21 protein-coding genes are annotated in these 26,687 nt (G+C 43.1%); 12 read left to right on the plus strand and 9 right to left on the minus strand.

Annotation, left to right across the window (positions count from 1 at the left end; all coding sequences use genetic code 11):
* Positions 1 to 22 precede the first annotated feature (22 nt).
* Positions 23 to 1,840: a BatD family protein gene (locus DUL71_RS17675; protein WP_114939357.1), complete on the plus strand. Its 1,818-nt coding sequence runs from the start codon at positions 23 to 25 to the stop codon at positions 1,838 to 1,840.
* Position 1,841: 1 nt separating this feature from the next.
* The gene (locus tag DUL71_RS17680) at positions 1,842 to 2,603 is read left to right on the plus strand and encodes a tetratricopeptide repeat protein (protein ID WP_244228788.1); all 762 of its coding nucleotides are present in this window, start codon (positions 1,842 to 1,844) and stop codon (positions 2,601 to 2,603) included.
* 302 nt (positions 2,604 to 2,905) lie between these two features.
* On the opposite strand, the gene DUL71_RS17685 is transcribed toward DUL71_RS17680, so the two are convergent.
* The 5 genes from DUL71_RS17685 to DUL71_RS17705 form a co-directional block, all read right to left on the minus strand.
* Positions 2,906 to 3,781: a PfkB family carbohydrate kinase gene (locus tag DUL71_RS17685; protein WP_114939358.1), complete on the minus strand. Its 876-nt coding sequence runs from the start codon at positions 3,779 to 3,781 to the stop codon at positions 2,906 to 2,908.
* Between the two features lie 132 nt (positions 3,782 to 3,913).
* Positions 3,914 to 5,077 carry a glycosyltransferase family 4 protein gene (locus tag DUL71_RS17690; protein ID WP_114939359.1) on the minus strand — a complete coding sequence of 388 codons (1,164 nt, stop codon included), beginning with the start codon at positions 5,075 to 5,077 and terminating at the stop codon, positions 3,914 to 3,916.
* Between the two features lie 22 nt (positions 5,078 to 5,099).
* The gene (locus DUL71_RS17695; RefSeq protein WP_114939360.1) at positions 5,100 to 5,948 is read right to left on the minus strand and encodes a phosphatidylinositol-specific phospholipase C/glycerophosphodiester phosphodiesterase family protein; all 849 of its coding nucleotides are present in this window, start codon (positions 5,946 to 5,948) and stop codon (positions 5,100 to 5,102) included.
* Between the two features lie 207 nt (positions 5,949 to 6,155).
* A complete protein-coding gene (locus DUL71_RS17700) occupies positions 6,156 to 7,034 on the minus strand; it encodes a glutamate--tRNA ligase family protein (RefSeq protein ID WP_161964462.1) in 879 nt (292 codons plus the stop codon).
* Between the two features lie 246 nt (positions 7,035 to 7,280).
* A complete protein-coding gene (locus tag DUL71_RS17705) occupies positions 7,281 to 8,024 on the minus strand; it encodes an SDR family oxidoreductase (RefSeq protein ID WP_114939756.1) in 744 nt (247 codons plus the stop codon).
* Positions 8,025 to 8,244: 220 nt separating this feature from the next.
* On the opposite strand from DUL71_RS17705, the gene DUL71_RS17710 reads away from it, so the two are divergent.
* The 5 genes from DUL71_RS17710 (at position 8,245) to DUL71_RS17730 (ending at position 13,729) form a co-directional block, all read left to right on the plus strand.
* Positions 8,245 to 9,063 (plus strand): SDR family NAD(P)-dependent oxidoreductase, encoded by an 819-nt coding sequence (locus DUL71_RS17710; protein ID WP_114939362.1) that lies wholly within the window; start codon positions 8,245 to 8,247, stop codon positions 9,061 to 9,063.
* Between the two features lie 74 nt (positions 9,064 to 9,137).
* Positions 9,138 to 10,028 carry a helix-turn-helix domain-containing protein gene (locus DUL71_RS17715; RefSeq protein ID WP_114939363.1) on the plus strand — a complete coding sequence of 297 codons (891 nt, stop codon included), beginning with the start codon at positions 9,138 to 9,140 and terminating at the stop codon, positions 10,026 to 10,028.
* Between the two features lie 15 nt (positions 10,029 to 10,043).
* Positions 10,044 to 10,742, plus strand: a complete 699-nt coding sequence (locus DUL71_RS17720; RefSeq protein WP_114939364.1) for an SMUG2 DNA glycosylase family protein — start codon at positions 10,044 to 10,046, stop codon at positions 10,740 to 10,742.
* A gap of 235 nt (positions 10,743 to 10,977) precedes the next feature.
* The gene (locus tag DUL71_RS17725; protein WP_114939365.1) at positions 10,978 to 11,997 is read left to right on the plus strand and encodes a nucleoside hydrolase; all 1,020 of its coding nucleotides are present in this window, start codon (positions 10,978 to 10,980) and stop codon (positions 11,995 to 11,997) included.
* 100 nt (positions 11,998 to 12,097) lie between these two features.
* Positions 12,098 to 13,729, plus strand: coding sequence for a GH35 family beta-galactosidase (locus DUL71_RS17730; protein ID WP_114939366.1), 1,632 nt, complete (start codon positions 12,098 to 12,100; stop codon positions 13,727 to 13,729).
* A 328-nt stretch (positions 13,730 to 14,057) separates the two neighbouring features.
* Here the strand turns inward: DUL71_RS17730 and DUL71_RS17735 are convergent, their stop codons facing one another.
* Positions 14,058 to 15,791: a glycoside hydrolase family 13 protein gene (locus DUL71_RS17735; RefSeq protein ID WP_114939757.1), complete on the minus strand. Its 1,734-nt coding sequence runs from the start codon at positions 15,789 to 15,791 to the stop codon at positions 14,058 to 14,060.
* A 311-nt stretch (positions 15,792 to 16,102) separates the two neighbouring features.
* Here DUL71_RS17735 and DUL71_RS17740 point away from each other — a divergent pair, with 311 nt between their 5' ends.
* Together DUL71_RS17740 and DUL71_RS17745 are read left to right on the plus strand one after the other, a co-directional pair.
* A complete protein-coding gene (locus DUL71_RS17740; RefSeq protein WP_114939367.1) occupies positions 16,103 to 17,377 on the plus strand; it encodes a BamA/TamA family outer membrane protein in 1,275 nt (424 codons plus the stop codon).
* Between the two features lie 89 nt (positions 17,378 to 17,466).
* Positions 17,467 to 18,318: a DUF3800 domain-containing protein gene (locus DUL71_RS17745; protein WP_114939368.1), complete on the plus strand. Its 852-nt coding sequence runs from the start codon at positions 17,467 to 17,469 to the stop codon at positions 18,316 to 18,318.
* Positions 18,319 to 18,512: 194 nt separating this feature from the next.
* Here the strand turns inward: DUL71_RS17745 and DUL71_RS17750 are convergent, their stop codons facing one another.
* Positions 18,513 to 19,232 carry a peptidase associated/transthyretin-like domain-containing protein gene (locus DUL71_RS17750; RefSeq protein WP_114939369.1) on the minus strand — a complete coding sequence of 240 codons (720 nt, stop codon included), beginning with the start codon at positions 19,230 to 19,232 and terminating at the stop codon, positions 18,513 to 18,515.
* Positions 19,233 to 19,400: 168 nt separating this feature from the next.
* Between DUL71_RS17750 and DUL71_RS17755 the strand changes: the two genes are divergently transcribed.
* The 3 genes from DUL71_RS17755 to DUL71_RS17765 are packed head-to-tail and all read left to right on the plus strand — an operon-like array spanning position 19,401 to position 23,850.
* Positions 19,401 to 19,763 carry a BlaI/MecI/CopY family transcriptional regulator gene (locus DUL71_RS17755; RefSeq protein WP_114939370.1) on the plus strand — a complete coding sequence of 121 codons (363 nt, stop codon included), beginning with the start codon at positions 19,401 to 19,403 and terminating at the stop codon, positions 19,761 to 19,763.
* Positions 19,760 to 22,105 carry a M56 family metallopeptidase gene (locus DUL71_RS17760; RefSeq protein WP_114939371.1) on the plus strand — a complete coding sequence of 782 codons (2,346 nt, stop codon included), beginning with the start codon at positions 19,760 to 19,762 and terminating at the stop codon, positions 22,103 to 22,105. The genes DUL71_RS17755 and DUL71_RS17760 overlap by 4 nt, the downstream gene beginning before the upstream one ends.
* A 44-nt stretch (positions 22,106 to 22,149) precedes the next feature.
* Positions 22,150 to 23,850, plus strand: coding sequence for a S41 family peptidase (locus tag DUL71_RS17765; protein ID WP_114939372.1), 1,701 nt, complete (start codon positions 22,150 to 22,152; stop codon positions 23,848 to 23,850).
* A 71-nt stretch (positions 23,851 to 23,921) separates the two neighbouring features.
* Here the strand turns inward: DUL71_RS17765 and DUL71_RS17770 are convergent, their stop codons facing one another.
* Together DUL71_RS17770 and DUL71_RS17775 are read right to left on the minus strand one after the other, a co-directional pair.
* A complete protein-coding gene (locus DUL71_RS17770) occupies positions 23,922 to 24,302 on the minus strand; it encodes a hypothetical protein (protein WP_154402423.1) in 381 nt (126 codons plus the stop codon).
* Positions 24,303 to 24,385: 83 nt separating this feature from the next.
* Positions 24,386 to 26,629: a CRTAC1 family protein gene (locus tag DUL71_RS17775; protein WP_244228789.1), complete on the minus strand. Its 2,244-nt coding sequence runs from the start codon at positions 26,627 to 26,629 to the stop codon at positions 24,386 to 24,388.
* Positions 26,630 to 26,687 lie beyond the last annotated feature (58 nt).

A 26,687-nucleotide genomic window follows, 5' to 3' on the forward strand; every position in this document is an offset into this window, starting at 1 on the left:
TCTTGTTGTTTTGTAGATACTAATGAAAATTAAACTTTCCATATTAACGCTGCTGCTGTGTTGCTCAAGCCTTGTTTTCGCGCAGGTAAAGTTCACGGCATCGGTAAATAAAAATACCATAGGCGCGGGCGAGGTGCTTGAGGTTACCTTTTCCATCAACGCCAATGCCGATCGTTTTGCACCGCCTGCTTTTGCCGGTTTCCAGGTAGTTGGCGGGCCTAATGTATCCAACAGCATCTCCATGGTTAACGGGGTTACCTCGGCAAGCATAGCTTATGGATATGATCTTGTGCCAACCCGGGAGGGCGAAATAACCATCGGTCCGGCTACTATTATGTCGGGCGGCAGACCGTACAGTACTACCCCAATTAAAGTTAAAGTAGTAAAAGGCCAGGGCGGCCAGTCCAATCAGCAGGCTCAGCAACAAAGCAGCAATGGCCCCGATAGCCGCAATATTCAAAAAGGGCGTGTAACCGATATCTCCAAATCGTTGTTTTTGCGCACAGAAGTTGATAAAACAACCGCCTACATGGGTCAGCAGATCATGATGAACCTGCGCCTTTATACCCGCGTTAACATTGCCAATGGCGAGCCTGAAAAAATTCCTGATCTTAACGGATTTTACAGTCGCGACATTAAAAGCAATAATCCCAACGCCCAATGGCGTACCGAAATTATAAACGGCGTACGCTACAATGTTACCGATGTAAAGCAAACTATCCTGTTCCCCGAGCACGAGGGCAATATCACCATTGAGCCATCTATCATGAACTTTATAGTGAGGCAGCAGGCGGCATCATCGTCAGGTGATCCCTTCGACGCTTTTTTTGGAGGATATGAAGATGTAAAGTATAAAGTTAAAAGTACGCCGGTTGTCATCCACGTAAAGCCATTGCCACAGGCAGGGAAACCTGTTGAATATACCGGCGCTGTAGGCAAGTTTAATATTGAAGCCTCTCTTGATAAAAATGACGTCAAGGCTAACGATGCTATCAATTATACTATAAAGATAAGCGGTACAGGCAACCTGAAATTGCTTAAACCGATAAGCCCGAATTTCCCGGCTGATTTTGAGAAGTACGAACCCAAAATTACCGATACCATTACCGAAAATGCCAGCGGTTCATCGGGTAACAGGAAATACACATACTTGCTTATCCCAAGGCACCAGGGCGATTTTACTATCGACCCTATTAAATTCGCTTACTTTAACCCGGCTACCGGCAGATACGTTTCTTTAACCACCCAGGCTTTCCACATCAAGGTAGCTAAAGGTACGGGCGATGGCAGCAACGTTACTGCCTTTTCAAACGCTGGCAAGCAGGACGTTAAAGTGCTGAGCAATGATATCCGTTACATTAAAACCAGCACCGAATTAAACGAGGTGGGCAGTGATTTTTACGGATCTGGTCTGTATTATTTCCTGCTGATATTTGGTCCGGCAGGTTTCCTGGGGGCTTTGGTTTATGGTAAATGGCGTGATAAAAACAATGCCGATGTGGTAGGTTTGAAAAGCCGCAAGGCGGGCAAGGTGGCCGCCAAACACCTGGCCAGCGCCAAACAACAACTAAACGATAAAAAAGCGTTTTACGAGAACCTGTTCCGTGGTTTATATGGCTATCTGAGCGATAAGCTTAATATCCCTTATTCTGACCTTAACCGTGAAAAGATAGCAGAGGAATTAAAAGCCCGCTCGCTTGACGAAAGTCTGATTAACGAGATGCTTGACACGCTTGACCTTTGTGAAATGGCACGTTACGCACCGGTATCGGGCATTACCGAGCAACAGGTGTTTGATAAGGCCCAGAATATGATCAATAACATTGAAAATAAAATATAACATGATGAAGCGCATTATATACTTACTGCTCATCATCGTTATGCCTGTATGTGCATTAGCTAACGATGGAGCTAACGTCCTGTTAAAAAAAGGGAACGATCAGTACGCCAAAGGCCAGTACAAGGAAGCCATAACCACCTACCAAAAAATTGTGGATGACGGGCACCAGTCGGCCCTGGTTTATTATAACCTGGGCAATGCCTATTTTAAAAATGAAGATGTGCCCTCGGCACTGCTTTACTATGAGAAGGCGCATAAACTTTCGCCCGGCGATGAGGATATCAATTTCAATATCCAGTTTGCCAATCAAAAAACAACCGATAAGATAGAAGCCGGTACCGAGTTTTTCATCACCAAATGGTGGCACTCGTTTATTCTTCGCTTTTCGTTAACAACCTTAGCTGTGCTCACCGTTCTGCTAATTATTGCAGGCTCGGCTTTGCTTGTAGTCTACCGGTTTACTAATTCTGTAGGGATTAAAAAATGGTCGTTTTATTCTGCTTTGGTGGTATTGCTTTTAGGCTTTGCAAGCATGTTTGTAGCAAGTCGGCAAGATCAATATTTTGATGCGCACCATGGCGCTATTATTTTCAGCACATCGGTAAATGTAAAAAGTGCTCCAACGCCTAACGCCAAAAATCTGTTCCTGATCCACGACGGAACCAAGGTTGAAATTCTGGAAGATAACAACGGCTGGATGAAGATCAGGCTGGCCAGCGGCAACGAAGGCTGGATCAATGCTTCGGATGCTAAGGAAATATAGTTTTTGAGGAGGTGAAAGGATATTGGAGGAGGCGAAAGGATAAAGGTAAAAGGCAAAAGGTTTTCCTTACAATTGCTGTCCGTAGACTCTGTCTACGGACAGCAATGCCTGTAGTTTGCAACTACAGGCTGCTAATGGTCGTCACTGGTCGAAGTTACGCTATCGCTAAACTTCGACCTAAAATCGTGGAAGCATTCTGCTTCCGTGGATCATCAAATATAACTATTGGGTTAAGCTGGAAGCTTAACCTATTTTAGATCCAAGTTACGCTATCGCTAAACTTGAACCAGTACTGGTATAATTTAAACCCTGTTTTTTTCCAGCAACTCCAATACATCCTCTTCAGTGCCTGTAAAAGGGCCCGATGATTCAATCTTAAAGCTGGCCATGGCGGCGGCAAACTCGCCGGCCTCCTGGAAGCCTTTGCCTTTAGCGCGCTGATAAAGATAACCGGCCATATAGGTATCTCCACAACCGGTAGCGTCAACTACTTCTGACGGTTTATATGCCGGGATCTGGTAATAAACACCATCGGTATAAATAACCGACCCCATGCTGCCCAGTGTAACCACAACTTCATTAACCCCCCATTCGTTCAAAACTTTGGCGCCTTCGTGGATATCAGTGATACCAGTCAGCACTTCCATCTCGTGTTCGTTCACTTTCAGGATGTGGATGTGTTGCAGGGCTTCACGCTTTTCTGGCCAGTCGATAGGCACCACGTTCTTATCTTCTACTTTACGCAGGTAACCCTGGGCATCAAGTGAAAGCTTGCCACGTTGTGCAAGCCCTTTTATAAAATCTACAGAGATATCATCGGCCAGCAGCGGACCTAAATGATAAACGTCAGCCTTAATTTCGTCGAGCTGCTCAATAGTGAAAGGATCGGCTTTTTGAAGTACACGTTGAGTACGGTGATCCTGGTTAGCAGAGTAAATATTTTCAAAGTAAACCGTTTCGCCGCCTGTTGTTGCATGTACCTCGATACCTTTGCCGCGGAGTTTTTCAACCACAGGCATCTCGCTTAAAGCAAGCGAAGTAACCAGCGTGTAACTCACGTCCATATTACGAATGGCGTTTGAAAAATAAAAAGAAGTACCGCCAGCCATGTGTTTCACCGCTTGCGGTGTCACCACTTTATCTAACGTAATATGCCCTACACAACAAATATCGTACATGAAAATTCCCTTATTATGATTTGATACTCAGCCTTTATTATTAAAACAAACGGCAAATGTAAGAAATAGGATTTTGTGTACAAGAAGTTATCTGTTTTGTGACAGGGAAATCACTTTAAGAATTTTATCAATTTATACCGTGCTCAACACATCTGCACCCGCCATTTCGGCCAGATCATCAAAATATACGGATGCCAGGTGCTCCCAGCTTAAGCGACTGCTGTATTGAAGGCCTTCTTCAATAAATTGTTCCCTCAGGCTATTGCTCTTAAGCAGTAATTCAATCTTTTCAATATAGCAGGTGGCATCATAAGGTTCGCATTTAAAACCATTAATGCCCTGCTCTATAAAATCTTTTGAACCACCGCCATCGGCAATAACACAGGGCACTCCCGACGCCATGGCCTCAAGTACTACGTTGCCGTAAGCTTCAGATACAGAAGGAAACAGGAACAAGGTTGACGACGCGTATAAAACCGAAAGCCTTTTATGATCTACCTTACCGGTAAATACCGCGTTCGGCATTCTGATCTCGCAAACCTTGCGCGCAACACCATCGCCGGCAATTATAAAATTAACTTCGGGGTGGCGGTCCTGCATCAGGGTGTAGATCTCAAACAAGGTCTCCAGGTTTTTTTCCCAAACCAAGCGGCTTGCAAACAAGATGATGGGATTATCATTACCGGTTAACGAGCGCAGGCTACTTTTATGCCGGGGTGAAAACAGGCGGGTATCTATACCCCTCTGCCATAGCTTCATGCGATAGGTGTCAATCCCCATATCAATCAACTCATCCTTCATAGTAACAGAAGGCACATATACCTGGTCGCACTGATTATAAAAAGCCTTATGGCTGTCGGTCATCATCTGCTTAACCTTATTGATCAGGAACGGGGTATGTTTCAGATAATAATCGATATAGGAAATAAAATGCGTGTGATAAATGCTGATAACCGGCAAACCATGCTGGGTAGCATATCTTAGCACGAAATTGCCCAACAGCGATGGTGTGGCGATATGCACTATATCGGGCGAAAAACTATTTACTTCTTCTGTTAATTCGCTCATTACCAAAGCGGGGATAGCCATGGTATACCCGGTATTTATAGGTAATGTTAAAGCCGGGACTTTTAATGATCCAAAACCCGCTATGCTATCCGGACCAGCGCCGTATACAAACAGAAATTCAAAAATATCACGGTCAATTCGTTTAATGAGCTGATACATGGTGCGTACTGCACCGTCAAAATCTTCAATAAGTATCTCGGCAAAAAATGCTACTCTGATCTTTCTCATCTTATTGACTGATTAGAGGTTATTACTTCGTGTTCACTTTCGCGTATCTTACAGGATCCGGCCCTGTCATCAGAAACTCCCTTAGTTCGGCCAATTTATCGGTGTTGATCAAGTCTACCTCGCACTCAAGTAAGGCTTTCCATACTTCCTTATTTTCTGGCGAAGCCCACAGCCTTACCCGTTTTTTATGGTGATGCGCTGCGGCTACATAATCACGGAGCAGTTGTTTCTGATCTTCAGGCATAGGGCCTTTGCCTGTCCAGCTGATCAGGCGCGAATATTTGCAGCTTGCCGTTTTATAAACAGTATTTGAAAGCGTATCGGTATGTACCTGCATCAGGTCTTCATCAATAAAAGCATAACGTTGCTTTTGCGCCTGAAGCATTTTATAAGGCTTGTTGCCTGTAATTACAATGGTTACGCTCCCTTCTGTTATATTGCCGTTATTATAACTTGATAACATCGGCGCATAACGCTTTAACACCTCAGATAGCTTTGCGTAGGTCTTTTCCGCATCAGATTTAATATCGATCATCAGGGTAACTGGAGCAAGCGGATATACTACCTCCCTGTTTTTACCCTCGTAACAATTAAACAATGGCATTAAGTACAGTTGCTCCAGGGTACGCTTTTTTTGAAAAGCAGGAAGCATATGTGCAACCAGCAATTCGTCGTCGCGCAGGTAAATATCGGCTTCAACGTTTTGGAAGCCGTTATCCAGGGCATCATACAGAGGCCGGTTGTGCCAGTAATCATTATGGGCGAAACCTTTGGAGAGGGGATTATTTTGAGCCTGGCAGGTAATGGCTCTGAAGGCAAGGATAACAAAAAACAGAAATTTCAGGTGCTTGTGGCAAAATGCTGCTTGCATCGTAATTTGTATTTGTTGATGCAAATTTAACCCTCCTATGTGTACAGGCAGTTATGTCATGGTAAAGTAAAACCACCTCATGTTTTAATTTTTTGTAAATGAGTTAACATTTTCATCACATTAAAATATACAAATCCACACTTTTCGATTAAGGCTGATTCACATTAAATCTGCATTTTATAAACAGGTGTTAACAAGCTATGTAGATTAGCTAAGGATGAGCCCGGCAAGCTGCTGCCAGTTATTGGCTTTTTGCAGAAGCACCAACAGCTCCGAAATAAGCCCAAATATATCGGCTACGCTTTTACCCTCCTGCCTTAAATACCTAACCGATGCTGAGCCTGCCGACTTGGATAGTTTTTTTCCATGCTCTTCCAGCAACAAAGGGTGATGGTAAAATACGGTACTACTAAAAGCCGCTTTACCCATCATGGTAGCTAACTGAATCTGAGCCAATGTTGATGCCCATAGATCTTCACCTCTTACTATCAGATCAACCCCATAAAACAAATCATCAATAATCGAAGTAAGCTGATAGGCAGGGAAGCCGTCTTTTTTGCGCACAACAAAATTGTTCATTTCGGCAGGCAATGGTGTTTGAATTATTGTGCCGTCATAATTCTTCAACTCCAATGTTGTTGTATTATCGGTACGTAAACGCCAGCTTGCTTCGGGAGTGTTTAGCGGGATCTGTTTATTTAAACAGACGCAGTTTCCGGCTTCGATGAGTTGCTTCCGCGAGCAGGTGCAGGCAAAAACAAAACCGCTGGCGGCTAATTGCTCAAGAGCATCGTTGTACAGTTGCATCCGGTGCATTTGTGAAAAACGAGCTTCAAAATCATCCGCATCCCGTGGCCCCTCATCCCAGGGAATCCCTAAAAACCGAAGTGTGTCAAAAATATCGGTCAAATATTCTTGGTTAACCCTCGCGCGGTCAAGGTCATCAATTCTCAATAAAATTTTAGCGCCATGTTTGCGGGCCAGCGCCGCGGTAATGGAAAAGGACAAGATATTGCCAACATGCAAAAACCCGCTTGGCGTTGGCGTAATGCGGGTTTTATTAAAATGTATCGGGGCGTTTGTCAATTTTGTTAATGATTGATGAATGGCCCAAGATACAAAAGCAAGAGAAATCAACCAATAAGGCTATATCAATGGAAAATAGTCCTGAAATTTAGGGGGCACCTACGGAGCCAAAATTCATTATATAATCGAGCTATAAACATGGTACTCCTACGGAGTTTTCAGAAGCGTCCTGCACTCCGTAGGAGTACCATGTTTATAGAAAAGCAGAAACAAAATGCAGGCTCCGGAGGTGCCTCCTATAAACCATTAGGCCAACAAGGTGCCGCCGTCAACAACCAGATTAAGCCCGGTTCCAAAGCTTTGCTTCATCAAGTACACAAAAGCAAGGGCAACATCATCCGCGTGGCCAACACGACCGAGCAGCAGCGTGTTTTTTGCCCAGTTGTAAAGGCCTTCTTTATCCTCGGCAGGCATACTGTCCCACAGGTTGGTATCAATTACCCCTGGCACAACAGCATTAACACGTATTGGAGCAAGTTCAACAGCCAGAGCCCTTACCAAACCTTCCATAGCGCCACAAATGCTACTTGCTATTGACCAGCCCGCGGCAGGCCTTGTTCCCGCCGTACCACCAGTTAAGTTTACCGAACCTCCTTCGTTGATAAAAGGCGTGCCGTACTTAACGGCAGCGTACGCTCCCCAGTAACGGAGATTAAAAAATTTACGGGCAGCTTCAATATCGGTTTGATCGATATTATTTAGGTTAAGATTTTCAGCGGCGGTGTAAACCAGGTGATCGAACTTACCGGCCTGCTCAAAAAATGCTTTTATATTTTCTTCGTGCGATAGATCTACGGCGTAGCCTTCGGCACCTTCAGGCAATTGGCTTAATGCGTTATTAATCTTGCTTTGATTACCTGAAACTATGACAACTTTAGCACCCTCTGCAGCAGCAGCCTTTGCTGTAGCGAAGCCTATACCTGTACTGCCGCCCAATATAATTACCCTTTTGCCATTTAATGACGATCTGTTTTCAATTTGATTGCTCATGATGTTTATTCTTTTTTTAGACATCACAAATTTCCCCCGTAAAAAACCGGTTCCACTTACCATTTGGTAAAAAACGAAATAAGAATTGATTTCTTCACAGAGTGCTGTTTATACAAAACGTCGAACAGCTTTATGTATAAATGTATCAGTTTTCATTACATCTGTATAAATCTGGCTGTTAACCACCGGCTAACTTTGCTTTATCAAAAAACACAAAACAATGGCAAAAACAATTTTCATAACAGGAGCATCACGCGGATTTGGCAAGATCTGGACAGAAGCATTTTTAAAACGCGGCGATAAAGTAACGGCTACCGCACGTGACATCAGCTCACTTAATGACTTGGTAGAAAAATATGGCGACAATATACTGCCGATACAACTGGATGTTAATGACCGCGATGCTGATTTTGCAGCAGTAAAAAAAGCGAAAGAGCACTTTGGCAGTATTGATATACTTATTAATAACGCAGGCTATGGTCTGTTTGGCGCTGTGGAAGAAACAAGCGAAAAAGAAGCCCGCGAACAAATGGAGACTAACTTTTTTGGCCTGCTGTGGTTAACCCAGGCGGCAATACCTTTTATGCGCGAACAAGGGCACGGCCATATCATCCAGTTGTCGAGTGTGCTGGGCGTAGTAGCGGCCCCTATTTTAGGAATTTACAATGCGTCGAAATACGCGGTGGAGGGATTAAGCGAAACGTTGGCGGCAGAAGTAAAGGGCTTTGGCATCAAGATTTCCCTGGTAGAGCCTAACGGTTTTTCAACGGATTGGGGCAGCGCTTCCGCGGTACATTCAACCGCTTTGCCACAATACGATCAAATGAAAGCTGATCAGCAGGCCCGCTTTACTGAAGACTTCTTTGGTTATCCCGAAGCTACAACCGATGCTATATTAACGCTTATAGATAGCGAAAACCCTCCGCTTCGTTTATTCCTTGGTAAAATAGCTTTACCATGGGTAAAACAAGTTTATAGCGCCCGTTTAGCTGAATGGGACCAATGGAATGATGTAGCTACAGCCGCTCATGGCCATTAATATGACCCACAATAATTAATTGTCTGCAGGATCAGTATGTATATTTGTATTGATCCTGCTTTTATTTTATCGTCATGAATTATTATAAGAGTTTACCGCTTTTCCTGAAATCAAACAGGCTTCCGCTATCCGAAAGTCCGATGATAGCAGTTGTACCATGCCGGGGAAAATGCACAATGAGGGATAAAGAATTTTCGGGCGATTTTTATATGATCACCTTTAAAAAGCTGAAATCGGGGTTCATTTCGTACGGCCGTACCCGATACGATCATCAAAATGGTTCAATGTCGTTTGTAAAGCCCAGGCAGGTGATCGAGTACTCTAACCTTATGCTTGATCAGGACGGTTTCAATATATTTATTCATGAAGACTTTTTGAATGGGCATCCGATTCATAACGAGATAAAAAAATACGGCTTTTTTGATTATGGAATTAATGAAGCCCTACATCTTTCGCCCCGCGAAGAGCAAATAATATGGGAGCTGCATGATAAAATAGAGGCCGAGCTGAACAGCAATATGGATGAGTATAGCCGCGATATTATCCTCACTCATCTTGATTCAATTTTTAAATATTCCCAACGCTTTTATAAGCGCCAATTCATTAACAGAACCGAGCTTTCGGGCAAAACGGTATCTAAATTTAACAAAGCCTTGTCAAAATATTTTGATGACGGACTTTTACATACCCAAGGCCTGCCTACTGTATACGCCATGGCATCAAATCTTAATGTTTCCACCCGCTACCTGAGCGATATGCTCAAACAGGAAACGGGCAAAACAGCTATAGAACTTATTCACGTTTATCTTATTGATGAAGCCAAGAACAGGCTCAAAAACCAGGATCAAAACGTTTCGGAAATAGCTTACGCCCTGGGCTTTGAAAACCTGCCTTATTTTTCAAGATTGTTTAAAAAAGAAACTGGCTTAAGTCCCAACCAGTTCAAAAAACAATTGATTAACTAATGCTACATTTGGTTTATGACACTTGCAGACCGGATTATCCAATTCAATGAACAGCTAACCTATACCGGCGAACCTTTACCTGAAGGCATCCGAATCATGAACCCGTTTAAGGAGCATCCGCAAACCATGCGCATTGTTGATGAGTTTTATCATAAATACTATAACGATAACCAACAACGGCATATCATTTTGGGGATTAACCCGGGCAGGTTTGGCGGTGGTTTAACCGGCATCCCTTTTACGGATCCTAAACGGCTGATCTCGGAATGCCATATCAATTACGAGGGCAAAATGTCACACGAACCATCTTCAGTATTTGTTTACGAGGTGATCAACGCCTTTGGCGGGCCGGAAGCTTTTTATAAACAGATCTACATTAACTCGCCCTGTCCGCTGGGTTTTACCAGTATTGATGCCAAGGGCAAGGAAAAGAATTACAATTACTACGACAGCAAGGAACTAACTAAGGCTGTTTACCAGTTTATGATCGAAAACATCCGCAAGCAGATTGCCCTGGGTGTTAATACCGATAAGTGTTTTTGCTTTGGCACCGGTAAAAATGAAACATTCCTGCGCAGGCTGAATGATGAGTATCATTTCTTCGGCGAGATCATAGCCCTGGAACATCCCCGTTTTATTATGCAATATAAAACAGCAAGCAAGCAGTTTTATATTGATAAATACCTTGAAGCTGTTGAAAGTATCGCGGTGTGATCTCTCCTTGTAAAGGAGGCTCCTATGGAGCCAAGATTACCTATATATTTTTCTACAAACATGGTACTCCTACGGAGTTTACTCATCTTTGGATCGACTCCGGCGGAGTCCCCTGTTTATAGCCGTTTTTTAAAAAACTAACAGCTCCGTAGGTGCCTCCTACTCCATCCGTATAATAATCAAGGTTAACAAAAAACAGTTATATTGTGTGCTGTAACTAATTGACCTTTAAGCTATGAACCAAAGCAAGTTTTTATCATTACTGCTCCTGCTTTTTGTTTTTCCCTTTGTTTCAAAAGGACAATCAACAGCCGCCAATAAACTTATCTCGCCCCGCATCAGGGTGATTATGGATAATGATTTTAGCGGCGACCCGGATGGCTTGTTTGCACTTACTCATTTGGTGCTGTCTCCATCAGTTGAGGTTAGGGGCATCATCGGCTCACACCTGAATGCTGCCGACGGTTTCGACAGGTCAAAAACCCAGGCCGATAACGCCGCAAAAAAAGCTGCCGAGCTATTAGCTGTTTTAAAGATCAAAGACCAATTCCCCGTGATAGCCGGCTCTAATACGGCAATGGTAAACGATAGTACCCCGGTTAAAAGTAAGGCTGTTGACCTGATCATTAAAGAAGCCTCACGCACAGATACTTCATTACCGCTGTATATTCTCTGTGGAGCAGGACTTACCGAAATTGCATCAGCAGTATTAACCGAACCTAAAATTGCCGATAAACTTACACTCATATGGATTGGCGGCCCCGAATACAGCGATCTTGCCCTGCCTCCACCAAACTATAGCAGCCCCGAGTATAATCTTAATATCGATATCAATGCCGCAAAGGCAGTGTTTAACCATTCACAATTAAAGCTATGGCAAATCCCGAGAGATGGATATCGTCAGGCCTTGTTGCCATATTCCGAATTACAGCTCAAAATAAAACCCCAGGGCGAAGCGGGCAAATACCTGGCCGGCGTACTCGAAACGCTGATGGGCCGCTTACAACAATATCATTTTAACCTCGGTGAAACTTATATTTTAGGCGATAGTCCGCTGGTGTTACTTACCGCCTTGCAATCATCCTTTGAGGCCGATCCTTCATCGAGCGAGTATGTATTAAAACCTTGTCCGCTCATTAATGCGCAGGGCGGGTACGATTATAATGCCCGTGGCCGCAATATCCGCGTTTACCGCAGGCTGGATATTAACCTGATGTTTAACGATTTTTTTGCCAAGTTGAAGCTCAATAAGTAAGGGCCATAGCTGGTATATTTTCAACCATAATCGGTTTATTTAGTATTACCTTAAGCGCTGTTTTGTAATTATTTTGGCTTGATCATAACCCTTTGATATCATGCTTAAAATAATTAGCAAAACAGCGCAAAATATATTCCTGCTTGCTTTAATATTTGTTGTGGGCGATAAAGCCTATGGACAAACCATTGATTCATCATTACCCAAGCTTATCGAAAAAAATGGCAGGCACGCGTTTTTAGTCGATGGCAAACCGTTTTTGATGCTTGGCGGCCAGGCCCATAACTCAAGCGCATGGCCGGCCTTGATGCCGGGGGTATGGAAATCGGCAGGGACGATGCACCTCAACACGCTTGAAGTACCTCTTTACTGGGAACAGATAGAACCTCAGCCCGGAAAGCTTGATTTTTCATTGGTAGATACACTACTTACCCAGGCCCGGCAACATCATGTTCATTTGGTGTTGTTATGGTTTGGTACCTGGAAAAACGGAAGTAATCATTACATACCCGAATGGATGAAGCGTGATGCCGGGAAATACCCAAACATTACGGGTAAAACAGGCAAAGCAATTGATTCGCCGTCCCCGCATTCAAAGGCTACATTGGAGGCTGATGTTAAAGCATTTTCGGCAGTGATGCGATATCTGAAACAGGCCGACGCGCAGCATACCGTTATTATGTTTCAGGTTGAAAATGAGCCCGGCTCATGGGATACCGTTCGTGATTACTCGGCTAAGGCGCAAAAATTATTTGAAGCAGATGTCCCCGCGGAACTGTTAAAACCTGCTATACTAAAAGCGTTAAATGTGCCTGAAAACTCCAAAGGTCCATGGGCCAAAGTTTTTGGCGACAGGGCCGATGAATATTTCCAAGCCTGGTCTATTGCCCGTTTCATTGATCAGGTTGCAGCTGCCGGTAAAGCCGAGTATCCGCTTCCGTTGTATGTGAATGTGGCACTTCGCGATCCGCTCACCAATCCACCTGCAACCCATTACGAAAGTGGTGGCGCTACAGATAACGTGATCCCGATCTGGAAAGCGGCGGCACCATCTATCGATTTGCTTGCTCCTGATATTTACCTCTCCGGCAGCGAAAGGGTACTAAAAGTAATCGACCTGTATACCCGTGCAGATAATACCCTGTTTGTACCCGAAGCCGGTTTAATTGCCGATAACGCAAAATACTTTTACGATGTTTTAGCCCATGGTGGCATTGGGTTTTCCCCTTTTGGCATAGATGATAATGGCGATGCATCAAACGATGAACATTTGGCCGAACGCCTTGCTCCTTTTGCACAGGAATATGCCATGGCGACCCCAATGATGCGGGAACTGGCTCAATGGGCTTTTGACGATAAGATCAAAGCCGCTGTTGAACACGAAGACGGCGCGGAGCAAACCATTAAACTTGGCGCGTGGGATGCCATCATAAAATTTGGCAGCGGCCATGGCGGCGAGCTTAAGCCTAACAAAGACCATAACGGCAGAGCCATGATAGTTACCCTTGATGAAAATAAATTCATCATGACCGGAACAAACTGCAGGATTACCTTCCATCCCGCAGGCGGCAATACCGGCAGGGCATGGCAATACCTTAAAGTTGAAGAAGGCAGGTATAGCGATGGTATTTTTAAATCGCTTCGCATCCTTAATGGTGATGAAACCGATTGGGGCGGGCCTGCAATTGGAGATCAGCCGAGGGTGCTGCGGATTTCGTTGATGGTGAGGTAGCAATTTTTAAAGCGCTCCTCCACCCCGTAATTATAAGGCACGAAGACAACCTACCAGAGGGAGCACATTAATATCTATAAAGAAACAATTATAATTATTAATAATCACCGACTAGCAAATCCGCCCCGTATAGGTCGCGATTGCTTAGTACCTACCATGACATAATTAAAAAACGGGGTCATGCTGAGCCTGTCGAAGCATAGCGAGGTGGGCCTCTGCGCGCGTCCTTCGACAGGCTCAGGATGACAAGCCCTCAACACCTAATGTCATATCACCTTCAAATATCTCGATTTTCCCAACTCGCAATGACGTTTTTTTATTACCTCCCCTATTTAACCTGATAAACCACTGCCTCATAGGGCATCAGCATACCATTTTTTGACGGCTTTTGATAGTTACCGATTAATACAGTTGCGTTATTTAGGTCGATACCTGTTTGTGCAGTGGCCGACTTGTTAGTGAAGTTCAGCAATACTAACAACTTCCTGCCGTTCAACTCCCTGGTGTAGGCATAAGTGTCGGGGTTTTGCGCGTCGAGCAGGGTGTACTTTCCATAAACCAGTACCAGGTTATCCTTCCTGAGTTTTACTACCCGTCTGAAATAATTTAAAATGCTGTTGGCATCTTTTTCCTGAGCGGCGGCGTTAATGTTTTTGTAATTGGAGTTTACCTTTATCCAGGGAGTTCCTGTAGTAAATCCGGCGTTATCGGTATTGTTCCATTGGAAAGGGGTACGACCATTATCCCGGCTTTCAAAGGCTATCCGTTTTAAATACGCCGGTAAATCGGCACTAATATTTTTCTGACGCTGGTACTCGTTCAGCGTTTGCACATCGCGGTAATCCTCAATTGTGGTAAAACCGGCATTGGTCATGCCCAGTTCGTCGCCATTGTAGTAGTAAGGCGTACCGCGCATAGTCATTAAAAAAGTAGTGAGCATTTTTGATGATACAGCCCTAAACTCAGGGCTATCATTCCCGAAACGGCTTACCAACCGCGCCTGGTCATGGTTAGCTAAAAATATCGAAAGCCAGCCCTTTGCCGCGAAGGCACTGTCCCATTTGGTAAATACCTGCTTTAAATGAGTTATGCTGTAGCCTTCGGGCTTGGCAATATCCACACCTTCAAAAGCGTAGGCCATATTCAGTTCATTTCTATCGGCATCAACTAAATTATGTCCGTCTTCAAATGTGTTACCTGCCCCCTCGGCCACGCTCATTACATTGTATTTACTGAGCACTTCCCGGTTCATTTCCTGCAGATAGCCATGCAAATTGCCTTGTACTCCATAATATTGGGTAAAGTTTTTTTCAAACCCTTTTGGAAAAGCTGGGAAGGTAGTATCCTTCGCGGCAAACTGAAAAGCGTCAAGCCTGAAGCCGTCAATGCCTTTATCGGCCCAAAACTTCATAATGCCATATACTTCGTTCCTGAGCTTAGGATTTTCCCAATTAAGATCGGGTTGCTTACGCGAAAAATAATGCAGGTAATAGGCGTTGGTGAGCGAATCGTACCGCCAGGCATCATGGTTCACATCAAACAAACTATAACGGTATGCCGGCTTACCCTTCTCCGCATTCCACCAGTGATAATATTCGCGGTATGGACTGGTTCGTGAGCTCCTGCTTTGTTTAAACCATTCATGCTCGTCGCTGCTATGGTTTACAACCAGGTCCATAATCAGTTTTATACCACGGCTGTGCATGCCTTTAAGCAAAGCGTCAAAATCGTCCATTGTACCAAAATCTTTCATGATGTTACGGTAATCGCTTACATCATAGCCGTTATCATCATTGGGCGAACTATAAATAGGATTAAGCCAAACCACATCAACCCCCAGGCTTTTGATATAATCGAGCTTGGAGATGATACCTTTCAGGTCGCCGATGCCATCTCCGTTATTGTCTTTAAAGCTGCGCGGATAAACCTGGTAAACTACTGCTTCTTTCCACCATTTCCGGTCGATAGTATCTGTTGCTTTGGGATTATTCTGGGCATATCCTGAAAAGGCGCCAAGCATAAAAATAGCAAGCGCCATAAAACGGATGTAAAGTACGTTCATGATCATAATCGGTTTAAGAATTTAGCGGGACAGAACTGGTTTTCTGCTGTTTATAATAAGATCATATTAAGGTAGCAATATTTAACGGAAACATCAAATAACGCGGTCAAAGCCACCGGCTTAACGCGCCCGGGAATTTAAGTTTCAAACATTATGGCCGTTTGGGGGTTTAAATTGAGCTAACACCCATCACAATTAACGGTTAATAAATTGAATTTTAAATATTTATACAAGTTAGCGTGCATCACACACCACCACATAAAATTTCTATCCTGCTTTTAAAGACGGTTTTATTGATACTATTTACAGGCATGGCCGTACATACCTTTGCCCAGGTGCAGGTACCTGCCGATTCGGTGAAGGCCGATTCCCTCCGCATTAAAGAAAAGGAGGTACAACCGGCAAAGCCTACCGATACCTTATACAAACAATATGACTTTGGCGACCTTGTGCGCAACATATTGCATCCCGGCCGACCGGCAGACGCGCCAAATAAAAAATCATCGGGCATTACAATTATTCCCAATGTAGCATCTAACCCTACTATCGGGTCGCAAATTGGCATTAAAGCGGTGGCCGGTAAAAAATTAGGGACAGATCCCAATACGTTGCTATCAGTAGCAGCTACTTCGGCCTCTATTACCACCAAAGGGATCATTTACTTTTATATCAATCACAACATATATACACCGGGTAATAAATGGAATTTTCAGGGCAATTTGGTTGCAGCCAAAACGGTATCGCCCGATTATGGTTTGGGAATTGGCCAGGCATCAAGCGGCAGCGCAGCCGATCAGGTGCTGGCTAATCCCGAGCGTAAAGGCCGGGCCCTGCATTCGCAATACTACAATATCAGGGAAAAGGTGTACAAAGAAATTGATAAGGGGCTATTCCTGGGCGCAGGCGCATCTTTTGATATCAGGCGAAAAATTGAGGATACCAAATCAACCACCGATTTTACCCCCTACAATATTTACAGCGACCGGCACGGCTTTGCCCGCGATCACTACGCTGCAAACGGCCTGCTTTTTAACCTGCAATACACCACCCGCGATAATCAAAACCGGGCCTATCGTGGCATTTATGTAGATGCCGGCTTCCGCGTTAACCAAAGCTGGATGGGTAGTTCAAAAAACGCGGTGCAATTCACTACCGATTTCAGGAAGTATTTCAGCCTGTCAGAAACAAACCCTGAGCATGTTGTAGCTTTCTGGAACTGGGGCTCATACCTCATTAGCGGTAATATCCCTTATCTGGAGTTACCTGGCACAGGTAAGGATCCAAGCTTCAGGAGTGGCCGGGGCTATGTTGTACAATACTTTAAAGGCACGCAATACAACTACTCAGAAGTGGAATACCGTTTCCCGATACTGCGGAACAAGTTTATAAGCGGCGTGGCATTCGCCAACCTGCAAACTACCAATGATGAGTCGGGCACTAAAATATTTCAGGTGTGGCAGCCGGGCTATGGCGGCGGCTTGCGGGTTTTATTTAACAAAGCCACACGCACCAACCTTTGCCTTGATTATGCCTTTGGCAGGTATGGTTCAAAAGGGTTCTTTTTGGGCTTGAATGAGGCATTTTAAAGCGTGTATCCTAATCAAATAATACTTATGATATGATATAAAATTCAACAAATAGAGGTTAATAACTTTAACATATTATCTTTGATTATATGGCCAAAGAATATTTCCTCTATTGTGATGAGTCAGTAGAAAAAGGTAAGTTTTACTCAGATTTTTACGGAGGCGCCCTTGTTGAATCGACTCATTATGATGAAATTATAAAAGCCCTTTCTGATAAAAAAATTGAGTTGAATCTACTTAAAGAAGTTAAATGGTCAAAAGTAAGTAGCACCTATCTTGAAAAGTACATGCACTTAATTGATGAATATTTCGATTTTATTAAATCCGGCAAAATAAAGATAAGATTGATGTTCAGACAATCGGCATTTGAGGCTATAAATCTGACGGATCACCAAAAAGACAATGGTTTTTTCTTACTATACTATCAATTTATAAAGCATGCATTTGGTTTTAGCTGCATGCCTGAATCAGAAATTAAACATCCCAAATTTCTGCGAATATTTTTTGATGAATTACCTGATAACAAACTAAGATGTGAGGAGTTCAAAAGTAAAATTTACGGCCTACAGTCTTTGAACCAATTTGTCTATGCAAAAATCCAAATTCGTAGAGAAGACATTGTAGATGTCGATTCAAGTAAACACGTAATTCTGCAATGTATGGATATTATACTGGGAAGCATGGCTTTTAGACTCAACAATATGCATCTTGTAAAACCTGAAGGCTCAAGGGTGCGGGGTAAGAAGACTATCGCCAAAGAAAAACTATACAAGCATATTTTAGCTCATATAAGACAAATAATTCCGAATTTTAATATTGGAGTAAGTACCGGCGGAGATACAGATAGCAGGTGGATGGATAACTATCGCCATTGGAACTTTAAACCTAAAGAACACCGAATAGACGAGTCAAAATTCAAGGCAACAAAAAACCCCATCTAAGCTACATTAATTCTCCCACGTGGAACGTAGGCCTTCGCTTTGACAGGGCATACAAAAATACGTATATTTTATTATTTATACAATCCATTTTAATAATAGTTTCACATAGCTTTCAGATAAGGCTTTGATTTATAAAGCATTCTCCTGACCCTATGCTCCATTCCTAATAGTATTCCAATGCTTTCAAAAACAACTTACTTTGTATAGATAGCAAACTTTGTATTTTTAAGATTAAGCGGCGTCATCGACTTAATGTTTTTCCTTTTGATAGTGCTGTTTAAATGATCTGCTATCACCGACTGTTTCTTGTTGATCAATATCGAATCCTTAGCCGATGAGATCACTATCCATCCAGTTTTATCAACAATATAAAGCTTATCATCAATTTTGATCAATACATCCTGGTTACCCGCTTTCGCCTCAGTTAGTTTATCGGCAAATGTTTTTCCCGCTTTAACCGAATCAAAATTCTTCAGCACATTGCTATAGCCCAAATCGGTAACTGAATTGTTTATCAGCTTTGAAAAAGAATCTGATCCTGAAGCGCCTGCTTTATCCAATCCAAAATACATCAAAGCATTTGCACCGTTAGATAGGCTCCCCCAGTGTTCACTTTGTACGATAGTATTATAACCCTTTTTTGAAATCTTCAATTTAAACTTCATCTCGCCATCGGCCGTGAAGCTAAGCGTGATCTTATAGTAACCTTTCGCGTCTGTTTTACCCAGCGGCTGTTCGTCGGCTCCGTAGATGTTGGCGGCTTCAATTGGCTGCAGCGTTTTTGAATCAACAACTAAACCGGCGATGTTGATATTTCTTGCTATTCCATCCCGCTTTTTGGCAAATAACTGCGTGGCTGTAAGGATCGAAAGCAAAGCAACAAGGGAGAACCTTGCTATTAAAATTTTATTCATGATAGTATTTAAGTTGGCAATGAAGATAAAATATTAACCACAAAAGGGCAAAAACTTCTATACTTTCCAATGTTTTAAACCACAACTCCTAACAAATTAGTACAAATACTAATAAATTAGTTGCAATACTAATTTATTAGTATTAAGTTTGTTTATACCTCATAACCAATGCAAAAATTAGCCAAACGCGAAGAGCAGATCATGCAGGCCGTATGGATCCTGGAGAAAGCTGTAATCAAAGACATTATACAGGAACTTCCTGAACCTAAACCCCATTACAACTCGGTGGCAACCATGGTCAAGATCCTTGAGGAAAAAGGTTTTCTTGCCCATGATACCATTGGTAATATTTACCAGTATTATCCGGCCATATCAAAAGAGGAATATCAGAAACATGCTATGAGAGATATCGTGAGCCAATATTTTGATAACTCCTATCCACGTATGCTGGCTTTTTTTGCCAAAGAAGAAAAGATCACCGAAGACGAGCTGAATGATATTATAACCATCATTAAATCCAATAAAAAATGATACCCTATCTGCTGTATGTAGCCCTGCTGCTGGCGGTTTGTTTATTGTTTTACAAACTATTGCTGCAACGCGAAACGTTTTACCGTTTAAACCGGTATACGCTGCTATGTTGTTTAGGATTCTGCTTTCTGATCCCACTTATACACCCGCCTGCTCAATGGTCGGCACAAAACGCCGAAAAGCCCATTAGCCAGCCTGTTGTGATACAGCAAGTACAAGAACCTCCAATATCTGAAGTCGGGTTAGAAGACGGCCCAACACTGAAAACGACCTTAACTCCGGAACAACCTAAACCCACACAAACCATTGCCGCTGAACCAAAGCCTTCATTTACCTTATCTGCAACAGAAGTAATAAAATGGCTGCTGATACTTTACTGGGCAGGTGTAGCCATATTTAGTTTAAACCTTTTGGTGCAAATTGGCAGTACCCTTTATCAGGCATTTACCAACCCATTTATTATTGATGGGCGCTACCGCATTGTTGAGCTTAGCGGCAATAAGGTGCCATGTTCCTTTTTCAATTACATCTTCATCAACCCGGCGGCGTACGATTGGGATACCTACAGCCAGATCCTCCTGCACGAAAAAGTACATGCAAAACAGCTTCACAGCCTGGATATCATGCTGGCCGAACTGTGTATTATATTTCAATGGTTTAATCCGCTTGCCTGGCAATACCGCAAAGAAATTGAGAACAACCTCGAGTATCTTACAGATACAGCCGTTTTGAACAATGCGGATACAGACAGGGCAGCCTATCAGCTCAGCCTGCTTAAAGTATCTGTACCAGAGTTTTCCCTGCGGATAGCTACCAATTACAATCAATCGCTTCTGAAAAAACGCATTGCCATGATGAACGCCAAACGATCAAACCTGCACATTTTATGGAAGTATTTTACCTTGCTTCCGCTATTTTGCCTGTTTATTTGCGCGCTTAACCAACCCGCAAACAGCGCCCAGTCAACAAATACTCCTGTATCTTTCATCAAACCAGTAACCAATAACGCATCGGCATATAAAAGCTTTGATGCCGAAGTGGAAGGTTATTGGTTTGCGGCCCGTGATGGCGATAATATGAATATGGATTTCAAGGTGACTACCAAAGGGCATAACTGGAACTATAATTCATTTAATGTTCCCATGAAAGATTTGTCGTCTATGCCCCGAAAACAAAAAGGTGATTTTACGTTAACCCGTGATGCCGGCACCATTCTGTTCAACGGTAAATTTGATGGAGATGAAGGCCTTGGTCGCTTTAAGCTTAAACCCAATAAAGCTTATGTAGACCTGCTACAAAAACAAGGCATCGAACAGATCGAGATCCATGAACTTCTCGACCTGCTATTATCCAACGTGGAGAAAGACTATCTTGAAAAACTTCAAAAATATGGCTACACAACTACGAAAGTTAATGACTTATCCGCTCTGCGATATTTTGGAGGTACTGAAAATGACATGAGATTTTGGCGGGCGCAATACAAGGATATTACGTTAAGTGAGCTCACCCGAATTAAAATAAACAAACTGGATAGCGCATTTATATACGAAATGCGTAATGCCGGATACCGAAACCTAACCCTGGAGCAATTAACAAGCTTTAAATTACAAAAAATTACACCCGATTATATCCGGAGTATAGTAAGCGCCCGAAAAATTGGCAGATCGCCCGGCGATACAACCAGCCTGCTTCCCGCTGCTGATGAGCTTTTATCAGCAAGGCACGCCAAGGTTGACAGCGCGTATATTCGCGGTTTAATAAATGCCGGGTATAACCTTACAGGTTCACAACTTCATTCCTTTAAGGCATTCAATATAACGCTTCAGTATATAGATAGCCTTAAAACAATGGGTTATAGCAACCTTTCATTCGCTAACATGATAGGCCTACGGGGTCAAAACGTTACGGTAGATTTTATAAAGCAATACCGGGCCATCGGCTTCAATGACATCCCGGCAGAATATTTATCAAGCTTCAAATACTACAATATCAGTCCTGAGTTTATCAAAAGCTATCAAAGCTTGGGCTATAAGGATATTAAAGCCTCGGAATTGGTGCTTATCAAAATGCGGGGTATCACGCCCGATTATATTAAGAGCCTCCAAAGCCTGGGTTATAATGATATTGAACTGGCGGATATTATCAGCATGAAGCATGAAAATATTACCCCCAGCTTTATCAAAGGATTTAATGACCTCGGGTTTAAGAATGTGCCGGTAAAGGACCTTATCCTGCTCAAAACGTCGGATGTTACCCCGGAGTATGTGAGCTCCATGAAACAGAAAGGCCTCAATTCAAAAGATCTGCGTAAATACATCAATCTTAAAAACACCTTCAATTAATGTAAACTAAAAACAACTATATCCACCTCCTAAACCAAACAACTATGAAAATTCACAAATTACTGCTGGTTGCCGTATTGGCTTATGTTTTTACCTTTAAAGCTGCAGCACAACAGCATTTATCATCCTCGCAGGCCTACGACAAAGCGCAGCAAGACCGCTCAGATGCCAATGACCTGTGGGAGAAAAAAGATCCCACACCCGCCGAACTCGACCGAAGCATCCGTATTTTAAAGCACACGCTTGTATTTCTGGACAGTCTGCCGATAAAAGAACTGGCCAACGGCAATTTCTACTTAAAAGCCCGTGCTTATGACGTTTACCTGGATATGGCCCAGTCATACACGGTAGCCGGTAAAAAAGATTCAGCGATAATGATGCTTGAGAAAAGGTTTGCCGAGGGAGGCTCCAGTCGCGCCGCCAGTTATATAGGCGACTTTCCTTTATTGAACCCAATCCGCCAGGAACCAGGGTACCTGGCTATTGTGGAGAAAATGAAAAAGCAATCGTCATTCTGGCAAAACGAGGCTTTTAAAACAGTTTATAAAGAGAATCTGACCGATGCGGAAAAGGTTGCGGGCCTATCGCTCCTGTGGTCACAAGCCAAGTATAACTTTGTAAATTTTGATCATGCCGGTATCGACTGGAACCAAACATACATTGATTATATCCCTAAGGTAACCGCCACCAAAACCACTGCCGAATACTATAAAGTGCTGATCACTTTTTATGCGCAATTAAAAGACGGGCATACCAACGTATATGTTCCGAACACTTTAACCGCCCAGTTTTATTCCCGCCCACCCTTCCGTACCGAATTAGTTGAAGGCCGGGTATTTGTAACCCAGGTTTTTAGCGACAGCCTTTTCAAAACAGGCATACAACCAGGACTCGAAGTATTAAAAATAGATGGCGAACCGGTAATAGACTACGCCGAGAAAAACATAAAACCATATCAAAGCAGCTCAACTCCGCAGGATCTTGAGGTGCGTGAGTTTAGTTATGCTTTGTTAGCGGGCTCTAAAGATAACCCTATCAATATTGAATTTAAAACGGCTAAAGGCAAGATCATCAGCAAAACCATAGCGCGTACTGGTTATCACGATATAAAAGGCCTAAAAACTCTGGATTATAAAACCATCAACAACATTGGCTACCTCACCATTAATAATTTTGAAGATGGTAGCATCGGCAAACAGTTTGATTCACTTTATACTGCGGAGATCTCTAAAACTAAAGGTTTGATTATCGATATAAGATATAATGGCGGAGGCAGCAGCGGCATAGGATATGACATTATCAGTAAGCTAACCGATAAGCCTTTCAAAAGCTCCGCGTCAAAAAATATATCATTGATGTCGATGCCGGGAGCCGAACCCTCATGGATTGATAATGGCTTTGGCACCTGGAATGCCAGCGGAAAAATATTTTATAATAAACCGGTAATGGTATTGATAGGGCCCCGCACATTTTCGGCAGCCGAAGATTTTACCGTAGCTTTTGATTATATGAAACGAGGTAAGCTAATAGGCATGCCTACGGGCGGCAGCACCGGCCAGCCGGTGTCATTTAACCTGCCGGGTGGCGGGCAGGCAAGGGTTTGCGGCAAACATGATAGCTATCCCGATGGCAAAGAGTTTGTTGGCGTTGGCATTAACCCCGATATCATTGTAAAACCAACCATCAAAGACGTTTTAAATGGCGTTGACGCCGCCAAAGAAAAGGCTTTACAATTATTGAAATAAACTCACATGTCTAAAAAACGAGGGCCTGTTTCTTCCGAAACAGGCCCTTATCTTTTTATCGCTTCAACAGCTTACTGTCCGTTTGTAGCGCTCCAGCCATCGCCCCAGCCGCTGCCGCCGGTTGCTTTTGCTCCTTTTACAAGTTTATCATATTTTACAGCTTGTTCTTTGGTTAAAACAGCTTTGATCTTTGAAATGGTAGCTGCCCTTAATGGTTTAATATCAACCATCATTTTAGTATTATCACCCTTATCTGCAGCTTTGATCTTTTCAAATTTATCAGATGACTCCTGGTATATCGCAGCGATTTTTTCGGTTTGCTTATCGTTAAGCTTCAATTCTTTTTGCAGCTCTTTTGATTTTTCAACAGGTTTTGCTCCTGGTTTGGTTTGCGCGTTAACTGCTGCCGCCAATCCAATGAACATGCAGCAAAGTAATAAGAGTTTTCTCATGGTTTAAGATTAATTTAATTGTTATAAATGTAACTATTTCGGTACTAAATTGATGCTAATATTTTCTACTACAAAAACATAACTCAATTTGTTTTAGCAGCCATTTGCATAGGCATGCAAACGGGCATGCTTTTACCCTGGAACATCAATTTAGTTAGCTGGGTGGTTTTATATTGCGCCTCACCTTCCGTAATGTTTAAGAACCGGTTAGGTTCAACATTTTTAAAGTGCTGCACGGCGCCGCTGCCTGCCCATTTTATTTCAATTTCATCAATCATTTTTGCCTGCCCAATGCCTATTTCCTGCCGCAAAGGCGATGAGCCAAAACTTCCACCCGAATTAACATCTTTATAAACAGAACGCTTAACGCCATTTTCGATAAAAGTGAGTTTAATGCTGCTCCCTATGGCCGCGTTGTTGGCTTTTGTGCCGGTTAGTTTTAAGCTGATCCAGTTATTGTTGCTTAACCCAGGGTTCATATACAATGAGCTGGTGTATGAATCGCCGATATAAGCGCCGCCCATTTCAGCAAAAATATCCTGGCGACCAACATTTCTTAAATCGGCAAATGCTACACCGTGCCCTTTTTGTAAGTTCCCCATGCGTGATGACGAGGTAATATCAGCAAACCTCTTGCCGCCAATGTTTCTGAAAAACTTATTAGGCACCAACGATTTAAAATCGGGATTGCCTGTACCAAAATACATATCAAGGTAACCGTCGTTATCAATATCGCCAAAGTTGGCCCCCATACTGTAAACTACTTTATCCAGTCCCGCCTCTTTAGTTACATTAGTAAATGTGCCATCATGGTTATTTTTGTACAGGTAGATATTGCCAGCTTCGGGAATAGCTTTGCCAAGGGCAGCAGCGGCACTGTAGTAACCTAAAGTGTGCTCAAAATTATAGTTGGCCACCATCACATCGGGCCAGCCATCATTATTGTAATCGTAAAACCAGGTGGTAAACGTGCGTTGTTTAATTTGATCAAGGCCTGATTTCGCCGTTACATCTTCAAAATCTACCCCTACTTCGGTTTTCCCTTTGTTTTTTAACAGGTATTTATGCCCATCCATGGTAGAAATAAACACATCCACAAAGCCATCATGATCATAATCGGCAGATGTTACCCCTTTTACATAGGCCTTGATACCGCAATGTGCGGCAGTAGTAATATTGGTGAACGTACCATTGCGGTTATTGATATATAGCTGGCATGTTGATTCATCAACATAACTCATTGATTCGGAGTTTTCATTTCCTACAAACACATCCAGCCAGCCATCATTATTAAAATCGGCCCAGGTTGCTGTTTGTGTAGGGTGCAGCATAAATAAACCGCTTATAGCAGTTACATCCGTAAAAGTACCATCGCCATTATTCCGTAATAATGAGCTTGGCTGATTGCCGAAGCCCCTGGTGAGCCATGCCCCGCGCAAGACAAAAACATCCAGTTTACCATCGTTATTATAATCGGTTTGCTGAATGTTAAGTCCACCGGTAATACCGGTTAAACCGGCGGCTTCGGTGCGGTCGCTGAATGTACCATCCTGGTTGTTTTGAAAATAATGCATAGGATCTGACAGGTCCCAGCCCGATGTCATGATATCCAGATAGCCATCACTGTTAAAATCATCAACAATTACGCCCCCTGCGCGGCCATGAATGTTAAGGCCCAGGCTGGCTGCCACATCAACAAATGGCTTAACCTGGTTGGCGGTGTCCGGGTCGACATTCAGGTTCGGGATCAGGATATTTTTGGGTACTTTCTGCGGATATTCGCCCAGGGTCATATACGCGATATTGGCCAGCCAGCGTGATTCATAATCGTCGGGATGAAGTTTTAATAAGGTTTTGTAAACATCAATCGCTTTTCGTGAACCTGTTTGGAGTTTGTGTACACCATCGTCCTTGATAGGAAATATACACGATGAACCGGTATGGTTAAGCATGCAATTGCTTCGTTCGCCCAAACGCATGTAGGCTATGGCCTGCTCGGGCAGCATTTCATCGGTCGACATAAAATCGATGTTATCCATTAGGTTTTTATAAATGCTTACCGACTGCTGCTCTTCCCCGGCCTTTAACAGCAGGGACGCCTTTGAAAATAAAACTTCCGGGCTTTTAACAAGCCGCTTTGTCTTAAGCAGCGAATCGCAATAAGCCAGTTTCATTTCCGGATTAAACGGATTGGAGATTGTGTTATTCTTTTTATATAGTTGCTTTAGCACCTGTGCCATCTCCTCGTTAGATGAGTTTTGGCAAGACGCTATTATAGTGAAACCGCAAAGCATCGCGAGCGCGGCGGTGATTTTTTTCTTGATCATAGGACGTTCATTTACACGCGCGGGCAAAATGCCAAAGCATATAAACCGCGACAGATGT

It is taken from the genome of Mucilaginibacter endophyticus, from assembly GCF_003351025.1.
In the GTDB taxonomy this organism is placed as follows: Bacteria; Bacteroidota; Bacteroidia; order Sphingobacteriales; family Sphingobacteriaceae; genus Mucilaginibacter; species Mucilaginibacter endophyticus.

Excerpts from the sequence above, each read along its gene's own strand:
- DUL71_RS17710 (WP_114939362.1), top strand. The coding sequence starts at position 8,245 with ATGGCAAAAACAATTTTCATAACAGGAGCATCACGCGGATTTGGCAAG.
- DUL71_RS17705 (WP_114939756.1), bottom strand. The coding sequence starts at position 8,024 with ATGAGCAATCAAATTGAAAACAGATCGTCATTAAATGGCAAAAGGGTA.
- DUL71_RS17720 (WP_114939364.1), top strand. The coding sequence starts at position 10,044 with ATGACACTTGCAGACCGGATTATCCAATTCAATGAACAGCTAACCTAT.
- DUL71_RS17740 (WP_114939367.1), top strand. The coding sequence starts at position 16,103 with ATGGCCGTACATACCTTTGCCCAGGTGCAGGTACCTGCCGATTCGGTG.
- DUL71_RS17750 (WP_114939369.1), bottom strand. The coding sequence starts at position 19,232 with ATGAATAAAATTTTAATAGCAAGGTTCTCCCTTGTTGCTTTGCTTTCG.
- DUL71_RS17725 (WP_114939365.1), top strand. The coding sequence starts at position 10,978 with ATGAACCAAAGCAAGTTTTTATCATTACTGCTCCTGCTTTTTGTTTTT.
- DUL71_RS17730 (WP_114939366.1), top strand. The coding sequence starts at position 12,098 with ATGCTTAAAATAATTAGCAAAACAGCGCAAAATATATTCCTGCTTGCT.
- DUL71_RS17675 (WP_114939357.1), top strand. The coding sequence starts at position 23 with ATGAAAATTAAACTTTCCATATTAACGCTGCTGCTGTGTTGCTCAAGC.
- DUL71_RS17745 (WP_114939368.1), top strand. The coding sequence starts at position 17,467 with ATGGCCAAAGAATATTTCCTCTATTGTGATGAGTCAGTAGAAAAAGGT.
- DUL71_RS17695 (WP_114939360.1), bottom strand. The coding sequence starts at position 5,948 with ATGCAAGCAGCATTTTGCCACAAGCACCTGAAATTTCTGTTTTTTGTT.
- DUL71_RS17775 (WP_244228789.1), bottom strand. The coding sequence starts at position 26,629 with ATGATCAAGAAAAAAATCACCGCCGCGCTCGCGATGCTTTGCGGTTTC.
- DUL71_RS17755 (WP_114939370.1), top strand. The coding sequence starts at position 19,401 with ATGCAAAAATTAGCCAAACGCGAAGAGCAGATCATGCAGGCCGTATGG.
- DUL71_RS17760 (WP_114939371.1), top strand. The coding sequence starts at position 19,760 with ATGATACCCTATCTGCTGTATGTAGCCCTGCTGCTGGCGGTTTGTTTA.
- DUL71_RS17765 (WP_114939372.1), top strand. The coding sequence starts at position 22,150 with ATGAAAATTCACAAATTACTGCTGGTTGCCGTATTGGCTTATGTTTTT.
- DUL71_RS17685 (WP_114939358.1), bottom strand. The coding sequence starts at position 3,781 with ATGTACGATATTTGTTGTGTAGGGCATATTACGTTAGATAAAGTGGTG.
- DUL71_RS17680 (WP_244228788.1), top strand. The coding sequence starts at position 1,842 with ATGATGAAGCGCATTATATACTTACTGCTCATCATCGTTATGCCTGTA.
- DUL71_RS17735 (WP_114939757.1), bottom strand. The coding sequence starts at position 15,791 with ATGAACGTACTTTACATCCGTTTTATGGCGCTTGCTATTTTTATGCTT.
- DUL71_RS17690 (WP_114939359.1), bottom strand. The coding sequence starts at position 5,077 with ATGAGAAAGATCAGAGTAGCATTTTTTGCCGAGATACTTATTGAAGAT.
- DUL71_RS17715 (WP_114939363.1), top strand. The coding sequence starts at position 9,138 with ATGAATTATTATAAGAGTTTACCGCTTTTCCTGAAATCAAACAGGCTT.
- DUL71_RS17770 (WP_154402423.1), bottom strand. The coding sequence starts at position 24,302 with ATGAGAAAACTCTTATTACTTTGCTGCATGTTCATTGGATTGGCGGCA.